13 protein-coding genes are annotated in these 15,112 nt (G+C 29.0%); 2 read left to right on the plus strand and 11 right to left on the minus strand.

Going from position 1 to position 15,112, the window contains the following annotated elements:
• Positions 1-66 precede the first annotated feature (66 nt).
• From J3359_RS06440 to J3359_RS06465, 6 genes are all read right to left on the minus strand, one after another.
• Positions 67-918, minus strand: coding sequence for a 5-oxoprolinase subunit C family protein (locus tag J3359_RS06440; RefSeq protein WP_208079898.1), 852 nt, complete (start codon positions 916-918; stop codon positions 67-69).
• Positions 911-1,642 carry a 5-oxoprolinase subunit PxpB gene (pxpB, locus tag J3359_RS06445; RefSeq protein WP_208079899.1) on the minus strand — a complete coding sequence of 244 codons (732 nt, stop codon included), beginning with the start codon at positions 1,640-1,642 and terminating at the stop codon, positions 911-913. Before pxpB ends, J3359_RS06440 begins: the two co-directional genes overlap by 8 nt.
• The gene (gene pxpA, locus J3359_RS06450) at positions 1,635-2,363 is read right to left on the minus strand and encodes a 5-oxoprolinase subunit PxpA (RefSeq protein WP_208079900.1); all 729 of its coding nucleotides are present in this window, start codon (positions 2,361-2,363) and stop codon (positions 1,635-1,637) included. Before pxpA ends, pxpB begins: the two co-directional genes overlap by 8 nt.
• Before the next feature lie 89 nt (positions 2,364-2,452).
• Positions 2,453-3,679 carry an Nramp family divalent metal transporter gene (locus J3359_RS06455; RefSeq protein ID WP_208079901.1) on the minus strand — a complete coding sequence of 409 codons (1,227 nt, stop codon included), beginning with the start codon at positions 3,677-3,679 and terminating at the stop codon, positions 2,453-2,455.
• An 88-nt stretch (positions 3,680-3,767) separates the two neighbouring features.
• Positions 3,768-5,378, minus strand: a complete 1,611-nt coding sequence (pckA, locus tag J3359_RS06460) for a phosphoenolpyruvate carboxykinase (ATP) (RefSeq protein ID WP_208079902.1) — start codon at positions 5,376-5,378, stop codon at positions 3,768-3,770.
• A gap of 87 nt (positions 5,379-5,465) precedes the next feature.
• Complete coding sequence (locus J3359_RS06465; protein WP_208079903.1) at positions 5,466-5,846, minus strand: DUF423 domain-containing protein; 381 nt, start codon at positions 5,844-5,846, stop codon at positions 5,466-5,468.
• Positions 5,847-5,919: 73 nt separating this feature from the next.
• Here J3359_RS06465 and J3359_RS06470 point away from each other — a divergent pair, with 73 nt between their 5' ends.
• Positions 5,920-7,290, plus strand: coding sequence for a saccharopine dehydrogenase family protein (locus J3359_RS06470; protein ID WP_208079904.1), 1,371 nt, complete (start codon positions 5,920-5,922; stop codon positions 7,288-7,290).
• Between the two features lie 49 nt (positions 7,291-7,339).
• Here J3359_RS06470 and J3359_RS06475 read toward each other — a convergent pair whose 3' ends face one another.
• Both J3359_RS06475 and J3359_RS06480 read right to left on the minus strand, forming a co-directional pair.
• Positions 7,340-8,017, minus strand: a complete 678-nt coding sequence (locus tag J3359_RS06475) for a tRNA1(Val) (adenine(37)-N6)-methyltransferase (protein WP_208079905.1) — start codon at positions 8,015-8,017, stop codon at positions 7,340-7,342.
• Positions 8,018-8,078: 61 nt separating this feature from the next.
• Entirely contained in the window at positions 8,079-8,468 is a 390-nt protein-coding gene (locus J3359_RS06480) for a hypothetical protein (RefSeq protein ID WP_208079906.1), read from the minus strand.
• A gap of 94 nt (positions 8,469-8,562) precedes the next feature.
• Between J3359_RS06480 and J3359_RS06485 the strand changes: the two genes are divergently transcribed.
• Positions 8,563-8,829, plus strand: coding sequence for a hypothetical protein (locus J3359_RS06485; RefSeq protein WP_208079907.1), 267 nt, complete (start codon positions 8,563-8,565; stop codon positions 8,827-8,829).
• Between the two features lie 406 nt (positions 8,830-9,235).
• Here the strand turns inward: J3359_RS06485 and cas2 are convergent, their stop codons facing one another.
• From cas2 to cas9, 3 genes are read right to left on the minus strand one after another with little or no spacing between them, the layout of a single operon-like run.
• Positions 9,236-9,574: a CRISPR-associated endonuclease Cas2 gene (cas2, locus tag J3359_RS06490; protein ID WP_208079908.1), complete on the minus strand. Its 339-nt coding sequence runs from the start codon at positions 9,572-9,574 to the stop codon at positions 9,236-9,238.
• Positions 9,575-9,579: 5 nt separating this feature from the next.
• Positions 9,580-10,473, minus strand: a complete 894-nt coding sequence (gene cas1, locus J3359_RS06495) for a type II CRISPR-associated endonuclease Cas1 (RefSeq protein ID WP_208079909.1) — start codon at positions 10,471-10,473, stop codon at positions 9,580-9,582.
• Between the two features lie 8 nt (positions 10,474-10,481).
• Positions 10,482-15,053, minus strand: a complete 4,572-nt coding sequence (gene cas9, locus J3359_RS06500) for a type II CRISPR RNA-guided endonuclease Cas9 (RefSeq protein ID WP_208079910.1) — start codon at positions 15,051-15,053, stop codon at positions 10,482-10,484.
• Positions 15,054-15,112: the final 59 nt, after the last annotated feature.

The raw sequence follows: 15,112 nt of genomic DNA on the forward strand, positions 1-15,112 counted from the left end.
ATTAATACACTACAAATATACACCCATAACACACTTTAATTTGACTGTATAACGTTAAATCTTGACTCAAATACTTTTAAGTATAAATTTTAGATTCTGATGCGTTGTTTTTTGTGCCAATCTATTAATAGCAGCCGTGGTAAGTTGTAGAATTCTGGGGTAACCACCAGTAACTTGGCAATCTCTCATAAGCACAATTAATTTTCCTGAAGGCGTTAATTGCACAGTACCCACCAAAACCGCAGATGTTAAAATTGAAGGTAGATTATTGTCTATTACTTCATTTAAACGACAACCCATTCTATTATTATCATTCGAGATTGTAAAAATGGTGTTTAACAATTGTTCTTTTTGATGATTGTTTAACAACTCAAATTCAGGACCTTTATAACAATTTATTTCTATTGATTTAAAATAAGAACAAGACACTTTTATAACTGAGTTTGATGCTTCTAAATTATTATTAAAACTTAAAATTGGTAATACATCTCCTTTTTTAAGGATCATTTGTTTTGTTATATTTTGATAAAAACTTCTGCTTCCTAAAATTGTCTCTGTTAAAAAACCACCTTTTACTGCCAAATAACATCTTGCTCCGAAATTTATGTTTCCAAAACTCAACACATCGTTTTTGTTAATTTTTATCCTTGAATTTAATACAATGGGTTTGTTATTTATCATTGCTGAAAAATCGCCACCAGAGATACAAATAGTGGTTTCAACTAAAAACTCTAATTTACAACCACCAAAAGTAATTTCTAAAAGTGCATTTGCTAAAGAATTATCTAAAATACGATTTGCTAAATCCGCAGAATAACTATCCATAACTCCAGAAACAGGAACACCTTTAGAAGCAAAACCTACTCTACCTCTATCTTGAATTGACGTATAAAAACCTGCTTTTAAAACCCTAATCATTCAGCAACTTTTTAGAGATTAAGTACTTGTTTTCTGTAATTTCTTTTTCAGTTTGATAAAATTCGTCTAAAGAAATAGCCTTGAATTTTACTTGATCGCCAGCCTTTGCAAAACACGGGTTTTCGTTTTTTATGTTGAAAAAATGAATAGGAGTTCTTCCAATAATATTCCAACCACCAGCAGATTCTTGTGGGTAAACACCTGTTTGTTTTCCACCAATTGCAACAGCGCCTTTTGGCACTTTTAATCTTGGGTTGGGTTTTCTATCGAAATATAATCGAGAATCTAAACCTCCTAAATAAAGAAAACCTGGTAAGAAACCAATAAAAAAAACGGTGTATATTTTTTTTGAATGAATTTTAATGATTTTTTCAATATTGATATTTGATTTTTCTGACAATTCTCTCAAATCAATCCCAAATTCCAAATCGTAACAAACAGGAATTTCCCAGAGAAATTTTTCTGTTTGTTGTCGTTTGAGATCTTGTTGATATATGGATTGTAACTGTTGCGTCTCATCAGAATAATTAGAGATTTCATTGGTATATTTCAAAGTCAAAGAGTTGTAACCAATTATAAAATCGGCAATTAATGTAGATTTTTCTTTTTGAATTTTATCTCTAAAAAGGATAATATCATTGAGAATTTCTTCACTAATAATTGCTTGCCATTCAATTAAAATAGCAGTATTTCCAAAAGGTTTGTATGTGGGTGGTTTATGCAATTCTAATTCCTACTTTTTTTAGTTTTTCTGATAAATTTTCTAATATTAAAACCGCATTTTTGTTATCTCCATGAATACAAAAAGTATCGGCTTTTATAGATTTCAATTCCCCTGAAATTGTTTTTACCTGTCCTTTATAGATTGATAAGACATGATTAAAAACCTCTACTTCATCAGTAATTAAAGCTTTTTTATAACTTCTTGAAACCAAAGTCAAATCGTTGTTGTAATTTCTATCCGCAAAAACTTCATACTTTATGTTAATGTTTTTTCTAATCGCTAATTTTTCGATAACAGAATTATAAGGAACGTATAAAAAGACATCTTTACTATATTTTTTAATTGATTTCAAGAAAGTTTTCGCAAATTTTTCATCAACAGCTATTAAATTATACAAAGCTCCATGAGGTTTTATGTGGTGTAGTTTCTCCTCCGTAAAACGCAATCTATGTGTCAATAAATCTAATTGATTTTCGATGCTTTTCTGTAATTCTTCATGAGAAATATCCATCAATTTTCTCCCGAAGTTTTCTCTATCAGGAAAAGATGGATGTGCTCCAATTAATACCTTATTTTCGATGGCAAATCGAATCGTTTTGTCAATGGTTTGTGTAGTTCCAAAATGACCTCCACAAGCGATATTACAAGAAGAAATATGTGGCATTAATAAATGCTCGTTTTCTACTCCTTCTCCAACATCACAATTCAAATCGATTTTCATTTTAAATCTTTTGCTTATAATTTAGTCATTTTTTTTGTCACGAATTCACGAATTTTAAAATTTATGAATTCGTGACATTTTCTTTTAAATCAGATAAAATTAAAAACTTTTAAAATTCCTTTTGCTCCTAAAAATAGGGTAATAGCTAAAATTACAAAACCAATAATATTCTGTATTTTAGAATTTATAAAAGTTCCTAAAACAGATTTTTTATTCATAATCCACAATAAAATTCCTGCGATTATTGGTAGCAACATTCCGTTTGCAACTTGTGCAAATTTTATAATATCTATCGGTTTTATTCCGATTGATGAAAAGACAACTCCTAAAACCAGAATGATTATCCAAACACTTCTAAATTTTTTAGATCTTAAACCTCCTCTCCAACCCAAACAACCTTTAGCTACGTAAGCAGCCGCTAAAGGTGCTGTAATTGCAGATGTTATTCCTGCAGCAAATAAACCTAAAGCCAAAAAATATTTTGCGAATTCGCCATACAAAGGCGCCAAACCTTTTGCTAAATCTGCTGCATTGGTAATATCACTAAAAGGAATTGCTGCTGCAGAAACAATAATCGCCATAGAAACAAAGCCTCCTAAAATTATAGAAACAATGGTGTCTTTTCTTGCCAATTTTAAATCTTCGGTTTTGTTCCATCTTTCTTTTACTAAAGAAGCGTGTAAAAACAAGTTATAAGGCACCACAGTTGTACCAATTAAACCAATAATTGTTAATAAGCTTTTCTCTGGAAATCTTGGAATAAACAATCCTTTTAAGATTTCTACAACGTCTGGTTTTGTAACTATTGCAGTTATTAAAAAGGAAATACTCATCAGTAAAACCAATGTTACCAACGCTTTTTCTAAAAACTTATAGTTTCCAATATATAAAAGCACAAATGCAATACAACCAATTACAAAGCTCATTAAATTGATAGAAATATTATTAAAATTTAAAATCGATTTCCCAAAAATGGTTTCTAAGCCTAAAATTCCTCCACTAATATTTCCTGCTTCATAAGAAGCATTTCCAACAACAATTGCTGCTAAAATTAACAAGGTTACAAAGTGTTTTAAAAACGGAATTTTAATTTCTTCTTTAATTACTTCAGACAAACCTTTTTGAGAAATGATACCCAATCTTGCTGCCATTTCTTGTAAAATAATTGTTGCAATTATAGAAAGCAACATTGCCCACAACAAATGGAATCCGAAATTTACACCTGCTAATGTACAAACGGTAACAGTTCCTGGTCCAATAAAAGCAGCGGCTACTAATGTTCCTGGCCCAATGTTTTTAAACCAATTTTTAATCATAAAATATAAAGTTGGTTAAATATACTCTAAAAATAAAAAAACACCCCAAATTGAGGTGTTTTCTTGAATTAAAATTTAAAAAATAGTATTAAAAAGCATAACGTTGAGGGCCTCCTCTACGAATATCTTCGCTGGCAACTTCTTCGAATTGCTTAAAATTATGTCTAAAAGCGTTCGATAATTTAAATGCGGTTTTATAGTACGCTTCATCATCATTCCAAGTGGCTCTTGGACTTAGCAATTCTGTTGGAACTCCTGGACATCTTCTTGGTTGTGCCACACCAAATACAGAATGAATATGATAATCTTCATATCTGTAACTACCTAAATCGCCATTTAAAACAGCAGAAATCATTGCTCTTGTATATTTTAAAGGCATTCTTCTACCTACTCCATATTGACCTCCAGACCAACCTGTATTTATCAACCAAACATTTACACCAGCATCTTTCATCTTATTGCTTAACATTTCTGCATATCTTGTAGGATGTAAAGGCATAAAAGGGGCACCAAAACAAGCTGAAAAACTTGGTGTTGGCTCTGTAACACCTGCTTCTGTTCCTGCAACTTTTGCTGTATAACCAGATATAAAGTGATATGCTGCTTGATTTGGCGTTAATTTAGAAATTGGAGGCAAAACTCCAAAAGCATCTGCAGTTAAGAAAAATATATTTTTAGGATTTTTACCAATAGATGGCTCTTGTATATTTTCTATATGATAAATTGGGTAACTAACTCTTGTATTTTGAGTGATAGAAGTATCTGTAAAATCGATTGCTCCATCTTTATTCATCACTACATTTTCTAAAATCGCACCTTTTTTAATGGCTCCAAAAATTTCTGGTTCTTGTTCTTGCGATAAATTAATTACTTTTGCGTAACAACCGCCTTCAAAATTAAAAACGGTGTTTTCTGCAGTCCAACCATGCTCATCATCTCCAATTAAACTTCTGTTTGGATCTGTAGAAAGTGTTGTTTTTCCTGTTCCAGAAAGTCCGAAAAAGATTGCTGTATCTCCATCTTTACCAACATTTGCAGAACAATGCATTGGCAAGGTATTTTTAAATACTGGAAGTATAAAATTTAAGGCAGAAAAAATTCCTTTTTTGATTTCTCCTGTGTAACCTGTTCCACCAATTAAAGCTATTTTCTTTGTAAAATTTAAAATTGCAAAGTTATGTTGGCGAGTTCCATCTATTTTTGGGTCCGCCATAAATCCTGGTGCGTTAATTACCGTCCATTCTGGAGAAAAATCTTTTAATTCTTCTGTTGTTGGTCGTAAAAACATATTGTAAGCAAACATATTGCTCCATGGATATTCGTTTATAACTCTAATGTTTAATTTATAATTTTTATCTGCACAGGCATACGAATCTCTTACAAAGATTTCTTTTCCTGATAAATAATCTGTTACTTTAGCATAAAGTGCATCGAATTTATCTGCATCGAAAGGAAGGTTTATGTCACTCCACCAAACTTCGTCTTTTGTAACCTTGTCTTTTACAATAAAACGATCTTTTGGAGAACGCCCAGTAAACTCACCTGTGTTTACAGCAATTGCTCCTAAAGAAGATTCTACTCCTTGATTTTTTTTTAAAGTTTCATTGTGTAATTCGTCTGAAGACAGTTGATAACGAATTGTTGCATTTTTGATTCCAAGACTATTTAACGAAATCGATTTCGTATTTGTATCTACCATATCAATATTATTATTATTTTTAAATGTGTTACAAAATTAAGCAATATTTTAAAACGGACTTCTATTTAGGTGAAAAATATTGATTTTTTATCTATTTCTCATTTTCTTTGAGAATATAATAATCATAGAAATCCAACCTATTATTAGAAACAAACCTCCTAAAGGTGTTACAAACCAAATGGACTTTGCAGAAATAGCTGTTAACTGAATTGCATAAATAGAACCAGAAAAAAGAAAGATGCCTGCGAAAAATAAATAACTAATCGTGTTTTTTTGTTTTGATGAAAATCCTGCATACATATTTACAATTAACAACACAATTACGTGATATATTTGGTAACGAACTGCGGTTTCGAAACTTAATAATTGATCTGCAGTTAAAGTTTCTTTTAAAACGTGCGCTCCAAAGGCTCCTAAAATAATCGCTAACATTCCTAAAAAACAAGTGAAAATAATATTTTTAAACATTTTTAATGATTTTTGTTAAATTTTAAACAATTAATGTATCTTCGTAATTATACAAAAATACATCTTTTCGTTTATGAAAAACATATTTATTATTGGCGCAGGAAAATCGAGTTCATCTTTAATAAAATATCTTTTAGAGAAGTCTGAAACAGAAAATCTTTTTTTAACTATTGGAGATATTTCTATTGAAAATGCAACTAAATTAATTAATAACCATAAAAATGCAACTACGATTGTTTTTGATGTTTTTGATAAAAGCCAACGTGAAAAAGAAATTAAAAAAGCAGATATTGTAGTTTCTATGTTGCCTGCAAGGTTTCATATTGAAGTTGCTAAAGACTGTGTAAAATATAGTAAAAATATGGTAACTGCTTCTTATGTTTCTAACGAAATGAAAGCGCTTGATACTCAAGTAAAAGAAAAAGGATTGGTTTTTATGAATGAAATTGGTGTAGACCCAGGTTTAGATCATATGAGTGCCATGAAAATAATTGATAGAATTCGAGAAAATAACGCAAAAATGTTATTGTTTGAATCTTTTACAGGTGGCTTGGTTGCTCCAGAAAGTGACAATAATTTGTGGAACTATAAATTTACTTGGAATCCGAGAAATGTGGTTTTAGCAGGTCAAGGAGGCGCTGCAATGTTTATTCAAGAAGGTACTTATAAATACATTCCGTATCATAAATTATTTCGAAGAACAGAGTTTTTAAAAATAAACGGAAGTGGAAATTTTGAAGCCTACGCAAATAGAAATTCTCTAAAGTACAGAAGTGTTTATGGTTTGGAACAAATACCAACAATGTATAGAGGAACCATTAGAAAAGTTGGTTTTTCGAGAGCTTGGAATATTTTTGTTCAGTTAGGTATGACAGATGATTCTTATACGATTGAAAATTCTGAAAACATGAGTTACAGAGATTTTGTTAATTTATTTTTAGCTTATTCTCCATCTGATTCTGTGGAATTAAAATTACGCTCCTATTTAAAAATAGATCAAGACGATGTTATGTGGGAAAAATTATTAGAATTGGATATTTTTAATCCGAAGAAAAAAATTGGTATTAAAAATGCAACTCCAGCAAAAATGCTACAAAGAATTCTCGAAGATTCTTGGACTTTACAAGAACATGATAAAGACATGATTGTAATGCAACATCTTTTCGGCTATGAAATTGATGGAGAAAAGCGACAGATTGAAAGCAGTTTAGTTGTTCTTGGAGAAAACCAAACCTATACTGCAATGGCTAAAACTGTTGGTTTACCTGTTGCAATTGCCACTTTAAAGATATTAAAAGGAGAAATTAAAACTCCTGGAGTTCAAATTCCTATTTCTAAAGAAGTGTATGAACCTATTTTGAAGGAATTAGAAGCACATGGAATTAAATTTGTTGAGAGAAAAGTACCTTATTTGGGATATAATCCTAATCACGTGATTGGGTAAAACTTAAAAGCCCTTCAGGTTTTAAAAACCTGAAGGGGCTGAAAAAGCTTTACATTTTCAAATAAAAATTCTTCACCAAATTAATATATTTTTCTGTATATTGATGTCTATCAATTTCAATAATTAAATGTTCTTCTTTGATTTCTTTTTGCTGAAAAGAAAGCTCTAACAAACTTCTTTTAATTGCTGATGTTTTATTTCCTTGAACTCGACAAACTCTATTTAAAAATAAATTATTTTCTTTGGCTAAATTGATAAAACTTTCTTCTTCTTTAAAAGGAATAATGGTTGCAAATGTTCCGTTTTTAGATAAAATTTTAGCAACTCCAATTATTAACTCTTCAAAAGATAAAGACGATGTAAAACGTGCTTTGTTTCTTGCCTCGTTTTCTGTTTCAAAATTATCATTATAAAAAGGTGGATTCGTAATAATTAAATCGTAGGTTTCTTCTTCTTCTTCTTCTTCGGAAATTTCTTCAGCAAATTCTTGAAAAGTGGCATTGTAACAATACAAACGATCTCCCCAGTCTGAATTTTCGAAATTCTCTACAGTTTGTTCGTATGCATTTTCATCAACCTCAACAGCATCAATCGTCATAGCATCCGAACGTTGTGCAAGTATTAAAGAGATTACTCCTGTTCCAGAACCAACGTCTAAAATGGTATTAAAATAATTATCAACAGCACACCAAGCACCCAATAAAACGCCATCTGTGCCAATTTTCATAGCGGTTTTATCTTGATTTATGGTAAATTGTTTAAAATGGAAGGCTTTGATATTATTTTTTTTAATTATTCTTGAGTCCTAATAGATTCCTCAAATCTTCTTTATCGGATTTCAAATCTACTACTTGTTGTTGTAAAAATACAATCAATTTATCTTTTTCATCACAATTTCTACAATGCTTTTTGTACTCATCTGCAGTTTCATTTACAAAAATACTTCTGTTAGGTTGCTCTTTATCGGCAGAACCCATTAATAACCAATGTAAATCTACCTCAGGATACTTCGTAATTATATTTACAATTGCATTAGAATTTAAAGGTGTTTCTTTGGCTTTTCCTCTAAAATTAGCAGAAGTCATGCCAATACTTTTAAAGAAACTTTCCTTGCTTATAGGGAGCTTCTCTGCAATTCGAACAACTCTATCTTTAATGCTTGTAAATTTATTTTCCATTTTACTTTGTTTAGTAGATATATTTACGTACATTGTAGCACGTAAAACAATAACAAGATAGCAACAATTATCACAACAGCAAAAGGCAATTACTATGATTACTGATTTAGAACAAAAACAATTAAGAGATCTTTTTAAGGGCCATTACACTAACGATATTTTAAAGATTTTAAATGCAAAAAAAATTAAAAATAGAAATGGAAATCCTCATAATGCACAATATGTAAGAATGGTTTTTCAAGGAATTAGAAATAATGCAGATGTGGAAGATGCAATATGGAAATTTGCTTCTATTAAAAAAAAACAGTTTGAATTTCAAAAATTAGAAAAACAAAAAATATTAAAGAACCTTAAAAGGTAAACATTGGGGGATGTATACTTTTGAGGAACCTAAGTAATTTTATTAATTAGGGGTTAAAATAGTATGTGTTGTTAAGTGAAAACACTTTTCTTCATGTACTATTTTTTTTTTAAAATTATCTTTGGGTTTATTTTCCTGATACTTGCCCTGTAAATAATTAACGTGTTAGACATATTAATAACTGATTATCAGAAACTTGCTCCCTCTTATGAAAGCCAATATCATTCTTTATAAAACAGTCATAATCAGTGTTTTTAACTAGAAAATGAACAATGCCAATTAGTCCCGAAACTTCGGGAAGGGAATTATTCTTAACCAATTATTGGCTATATTTGAAAAAAGGGTTGAATTATGAAAAATCTGATTCTGTAATTTTTAACTTACACACTTGGTGGAAAAGTATCTGCTAAAATAATTGCAACTGTTGTGTTGGCTGTGGCAAGTCCACCTCTTTTATTCCATGAAAAAGTTCCATATTTCCAAATTGTTTGTCTGTAATTTCCAAAATACAAACTTTACCATGTTTGGGTAAACTTCTTTTTACACGCCTTGTATGTACTTTAGAGTTTTCTCTACTTGGGCAATGTCTTAAATAGATAGAAAATTGAAACATCGTAAAACCGTCTGCAATTAGTTTTTTACGAAATAAACCAGCAGCTTTTCGTTCTTTTTTGGTTTCTGTTGGTAAATCAAAGAAAACTAATACCCACATAATTCTATAAGCGCTATATCTATTTTCTGACATTTATATTAATCCAATTCTGGATATTTAATTTGCCTTAATTCTCCTGTAAAACATTTATACAAACTTGCTGTTGTTGTTGTAACTGCAACAAATAAAGGTCTTTCAACTCCATCTATAAAAACATCTTGTGTTGCAATTGTTAAAATATGTGCTTTTGTTTGTTTTGTTAATTCAAAATTATCTCGATAACTATTATTCACATAATTAAAAACCAATTTATCTACAAAGGGTCTGTAAGGTTCCATAATATCGTCTGCCAAACAATAGGCATTGTATTTATTTTTATGAAAAAGCCCCAAAACTGGCAACATTCCACTACTTACCAAAGCTCTTGCCACAATACTTCTTAAAACGGCATACCCAAAATTTAATAAATTGTTCGGCGCTGACCCAAAACGCTCTCTCGAAAAATTATCAAACAAATGTTTCCAATAATGTTGTGCTGCCATTCCTTCTCTATTGGTGGTGTCTCCACTTTTTACCGTCAATTTATATTCAGCTAAAGGTTCAGAAAGCTTATTATTTAAATTTAATAATGCTTCTTGATTTGCTATTTTTTGCTCAACCGTTTGTTTCCATAATTGCTTTTTTAAGGGTTCTGAGGCAGATAATTGGTGTTTTATTCTTTCTGAATATTCTGAGTGTCCATAAATAGGCAACATCATTCCGAATGGTAAATGATGTTCATCGCAACTTACTACAGCTACATTATTTCCTTGTAATTTTATTAAAAGTTGATTGCTAATTGTTATTTGGTAATGATCTAATAGTAACAAAGCAATATCTTCTATGGGTACAGTTCCTACTATTTCTTTACTTTCTGGTTCTTGAACTACTAATTGTTTTTGTTTTAGTTTTAAGTAAGATGGATTGCCTATGTAAATGGTTCTTTTAATCATTTTAATATTTAAAAAGAAGTAATATTACCAACTCTATCAATTTTTAATTTTACACAAATCTCCCTAATTGATCTTTTATCTAAATCTGATTCTAATTTATTTAATGAAGTAAATTCAAACTTATTTTGAATAGGTTTTGCTATATTATTTGGAATTCCATATAATCTACCTCCTGTAAAACTTACAATTTTATAAATTCTTGAAACCTGTTCGTTAGATAAGTTATTAAAATTAACTAATGCTTTATTATTCAATTCTTCGTCATTTGGTAGAAAAACCAAATCATTAGGAGAAAGTGTAAATAGGAAATTTCCTTTGGTAAAATCTGGCTGAATTGGTAATCTTTTACTCTTTGGTAAATTTGCCGTTTGTTTTTGATGGGCAATAACATCATTTAAAGGAATTGTTTCAAAAACTCTTTTCTTTTTACTTTCATTATAATAAACTGCATAAAACAAATTTGTTCCTTTAGCTGCCTCTACAAATTTTTTGCTTTTTGCACCTGTTTCTCCAATACTAAATTTACTACCTTCTTCATACAATCTAACTTTATAAATGGGATGATGATTTTTACCACCATTCAATTCTTTTATATTCTTATTTAAAGTTTCAACTCCATCTGAATTAAATGCTAAATCGAATTGTTCTTTGTTATTTTCATCCACATAATTTTTTATGTGATTTTCTAAAATTTTCTGTATTCCACTATCGGTAATTGATTCTAATTGTTTTCTGGTAAATTTTTCATTTAATAAAACTCTTGTTGCTGTAGCATTTTCAGTCCATTCAAAAACTTTAATTTTTGAAATTTCTTTTTCTTCGACTAATAATGGATTTTCCTTTAAATGCTTTCTAATTTTTTTCAAATCATTATTAAACACCTCCAATAAATTCTGAACTTTATAACGAATTTTCTTGTTTAAAATCAACTCAGGTTTGTCTAAATAACTTGTAAGATTACTAAAACCTTTTTTTATTCTTTTAATTTTAACAAAACCAGAAACTGTTTCTTTATGCATTGGCTTTCTTATTGCCCAATTTGTTTTATTATTAGAGTTCTCGGGTCCTTTTTGCTTTACCAATTCCTTTTTATAACTTCCATTATTTTGCTGTTTCCATTGCCAAGTTTTATTATTTGTTTTATTTATAATTCTTAAATTTTGTTTAAAACTTACCACGGTTTTATCTAAACCATCTTTTGCTTCAACTGTAAAATTACTCCAAGGTTTTTGAAAATGTTTTGTATAATCTCCTTGTTTATTTTTTATTAACAAACTGTCTCTTAATCCATAATTTTCTTTTTCAGAATTTAAAGAACTTAAATAATTTATATGCTTTCTGGTACAACAAGCAATTACTAAAGCATCTAATGCATGGTGCCTATGATCTATTCTTTTTTTACTAAAACCTTTAGATATTTCATCAGGAACTTTTGTTCTAAATGCATTTATTTTAGCATCCCACTCTCCAAAATCTTTGGAGTTTGTTAATTCATTTAATCTTATAAATCTCGGAGCAATTATTTCATTCCATTTATCATTTAAACCCCAATCTTGTTTTAGTTTAGAGGTAACAGCTCCATTTACTGGCAATAATTTTTTAACTGTTGGCTCTTTCTCATTTTCTTCTCTAACAATATTACTTAATAGGCTTTTTATAAATTTACTTATATATCTACTGTCGTTTAATTGTCTTTTTATAAATCCTTCAGGAATTTCTTCTGACAATAAATTTTTAAGTTTAGTTCTGTTCTTCTTGAAATATTGGTTACAATGCTTTTCATAATCGTCTATTTTTAAAAGAGGAAAACCATTTATAATAGAACCTCCTTTTTCTTTCAAAAATTCATAAGCTGTTTTATTGTCTTTCAGTTGATTAACTTCACTTTCACAAATTATTTTATTTGATAATGAATTGTCGAAATAACGAGATTGTGGTATAATATGCTCTATTTGATAATCAATAGAAAATAACTTACTTAATGGAATTATTAAACCTGTATAAGGGGAAATATAACCTTGTTCCAACCATAATTTATATTTTATAATTTCATTTTTAGTGGGAGAAATATTCTTTCTAATTTTCTCGACATCTTCTTCACTTAATTTACTAAAACTAACATTCGGGTTTTGATAAACTCCTTCTTCATAAATCTTCAGTATTTCTTGATGACTTGGAGAATATGCTCTAATATCATCTGTAGAATCATTTTTTAATTCTTCTAAAAGCGATTTTATTCTCACGTTTGTTTTCTCTTTTTCTAAATTTCGTTTAGAAATACTTTCTCTTTTTTTAGATGAGTTTTTCATTTCTCTACCCAATTCTAAATGAATTTCATCAAAAAAATCTTTTTTACTTTCTCCAAAATGAAGCCAAATATCTCTAACAACTCTTAACGTTTCTGTTACCACTTGTTCTACAATAGGATTTCGTAAACTATGCTGTTTAAACTCTTGTAAATAATTAGTAATATCTTTGGGAGAGTTCCATTTTTGTATGGTGCCTAATTCAGAGTGTCTTTCATAAACAGCATAACATGCTTGATATGTATTTAGTCCTGTCAAGTGATTTTTACCTTTAAATGGTAAAAAACTTTTCAAAAATTGTTTAGGAACTTCATCATCTGCAATTGTTTTTAAAAGGTTATTTTTATCTTTTTTAAAAACCTCAGCATTATAATTTATAGACTCTAAGCGCTCTTTTATAGTCGCAATTTTATCCTTTACTTCTTCAGGTATTTTATCTTCATTCCAATACTTGCCCATTCTCATTAAAGGCAATAATTTTTTAATTGCTTTTTCTGAATAAGCTCCGTATTCATTTTTAAAAGGAGGAAATTTCATAAAACTTTCTACAAAAGAATCTTCTTCTAAACTATTTTTTCTAGCAAAGGTTTTTAAAGCTGATTTATACTCATTTTTATCTTTTACAGAATAGATGATATGCCATAACAAAAACTCTCTTTCTTTTGATAAAAACTCATTTTCATTCAAGTTTTCTATTTTTTTTAATCTTGATAAAAGTGAATATTTAGTCTCGTTTGCTGGATACTTTTTATCCTCAACATAATTCCATCTAAAATTATCTTTTTCTGTTTTTTCTATTTTCTTTGATTTTATTAAATGTTCTATGATATGTTTTTGCTCAATCTCTTTTTTAGTATTTATAAAATCGAATAATTGAACCCAATCATCGTCAGTCTTAAAAAATAAACCTGTTACATCTTCATCTTTTTTATTGTTTTCGATATTTTCCTTTTGATGAATTTTTAAATTCTTAATAAATTGCCACAATCTAAATTCTTGAAATAACGGATGAGATTTAGGAATACATTTTACGGGTTGTGTATTCTTAACTCCATCTTTAATAAAAAATCTTTCTTCATAAGGACAATTAGAAATGGTAGATTTTTTACTTTTTAAAGGTCTTTGAAAAAAAATAATATCTTCTATAAATAAATAATCGAAACCTTTGTCTTTTATGTTATTTTGATGTGCTTCGTTTCTGAGGTATAATTCAGTTATACAATCATTATATAATTTTCTATCTTGCAATTCTGGATGAAAAGTAATTTGAGATTCTAAAATTTTCTGTAACTCTTTTTTGTAAAATTTACGTTCGATTGTTTTTACGAGTTTACCTCTTATCTTTTGCGAAGGTTTTTCCAAAAGTGTATCATAAATATATTCTCCAACAGTTTTAGAACTCTCTAAGATATTTTGCTCTGTTTTTTTCTTAATAGCAATCCAATCTTTTTCTGAATCTACTATTTTAAAACTTCTTTTGGTTTCTCCGTTCTTAAGTTCCGAAGTTGTTACGATAAATTCTTTAGTTTTACCTAACCAATCATTAGGTTTTGTGGTTTGCTTATCATATTTCCATCCATTTTTAAAATAAATATCAAAAAGTAGTTCTCCTGACTTTTTAATAATTTCGCCAGAATCTCTTACTTCAGAAATTAATAACGTTTCAAATGTTTTTTCTTTCCCATTACTTTCTTCCTCTTCTTCTCCTCTTAATTGATAGTAGCCTCTTTTTTGGTTGAAGTTTAATAAAATCCACGCTAATTCTTCTTTACTTATTTTTTTAGTGAGTGCTTTTTTTCGTAAGAAATAAATAGTCCAATCTAAAGGAATTTTTGTTTGTTGATTTTTTTCTTTAAAATCTAAAATCATTTCATTAAAAGAATCCATAAAAATAAACTCATGTTTTCCTTCTGTATTTTTACGATAATTTAATTTTACTTCTTCATTATTTTTAAACTTCCCAAAATGTTTCTCAAAATCAATTGCATTTGCATAATGTTTGGGCAAAAAATTGATGACATTTAAAGTTCTATGAAGTCTTTCTCGCCTTAATAAATTTCTTTGAAGTAACCTTCTTACACCTCTATAACCTGTTCTTTCTGATGTTTGGGAATGAGATTGTCCAGAATCGAACTTCCCTAAAATATCCTGAGACATTGGTATTATTCTACTACCAAGACCATTAATTTCTCCTTCTTTTTTATCAAAATCTTGTGTTGTTAACGCCCAACCAATAGAATTTGTACCTAAATCTAAGCCTAATATTTTTTTCATGTGTCTTTCTTTTGTTTCGTTAATATTTTGATTTTCAATAGTTAGCATTATTTTCAAGT

It is taken from the genome of Polaribacter cellanae (assembly GCF_017569185.1).
GTDB classification, from domain to species: Bacteria; Bacteroidota; Bacteroidia; order Flavobacteriales; family Flavobacteriaceae; genus Polaribacter; species Polaribacter cellanae.

Coding starts and splice junctions, on each gene's coding strand:
- J3359_RS06440 (WP_208079898.1), bottom strand. CDS start 918: ATGATTAGGGTTTTAAAAGCAGGTTTTTATACGTCAATTCAAGATAGA.
- pxpA (WP_208079900.1), bottom strand. CDS start 2,363: ATGAAAATCGATTTGAATTGTGATGTTGGAGAAGGAGTAGAAAACGAG.
- J3359_RS06455 (WP_208079901.1), bottom strand. CDS start 3,679: ATGATTAAAAATTGGTTTAAAAACATTGGGCCAGGAACATTAGTAGCC.
- pckA (WP_208079902.1), bottom strand. CDS start 5,378: ATGGTAGATACAAATACGAAATCGATTTCGTTAAATAGTCTTGGAATC.
- J3359_RS06465 (WP_208079903.1), bottom strand. CDS start 5,846: ATGTTTAAAAATATTATTTTCACTTGTTTTTTAGGAATGTTAGCGATT.
- J3359_RS06470 (WP_208079904.1), top strand. CDS start 5,920: ATGAAAAACATATTTATTATTGGCGCAGGAAAATCGAGTTCATCTTTA.
- J3359_RS06475 (WP_208079905.1), bottom strand. CDS start 8,017: ATGAAAATTGGCACAGATGGCGTTTTATTGGGTGCTTGGTGTGCTGTT.
- J3359_RS06480 (WP_208079906.1), bottom strand. CDS start 8,468: ATGGAAAATAAATTTACAAGCATTAAAGATAGAGTTGTTCGAATTGCA.
- J3359_RS06485 (WP_208079907.1), top strand. CDS start 8,563: ATGATTACTGATTTAGAACAAAAACAATTAAGAGATCTTTTTAAGGGC.
- cas2 (WP_208079908.1), bottom strand. CDS start 9,574: ATGTCAGAAAATAGATATAGCGCTTATAGAATTATGTGGGTATTAGTT.
- cas1 (WP_208079909.1), bottom strand. CDS start 10,473: ATGATTAAAAGAACCATTTACATAGGCAATCCATCTTACTTAAAACTA.
- cas9 (WP_208079910.1), bottom strand. CDS start 15,053: ATGAAAAAAATATTAGGCTTAGATTTAGGTACAAATTCTATTGGTTGG.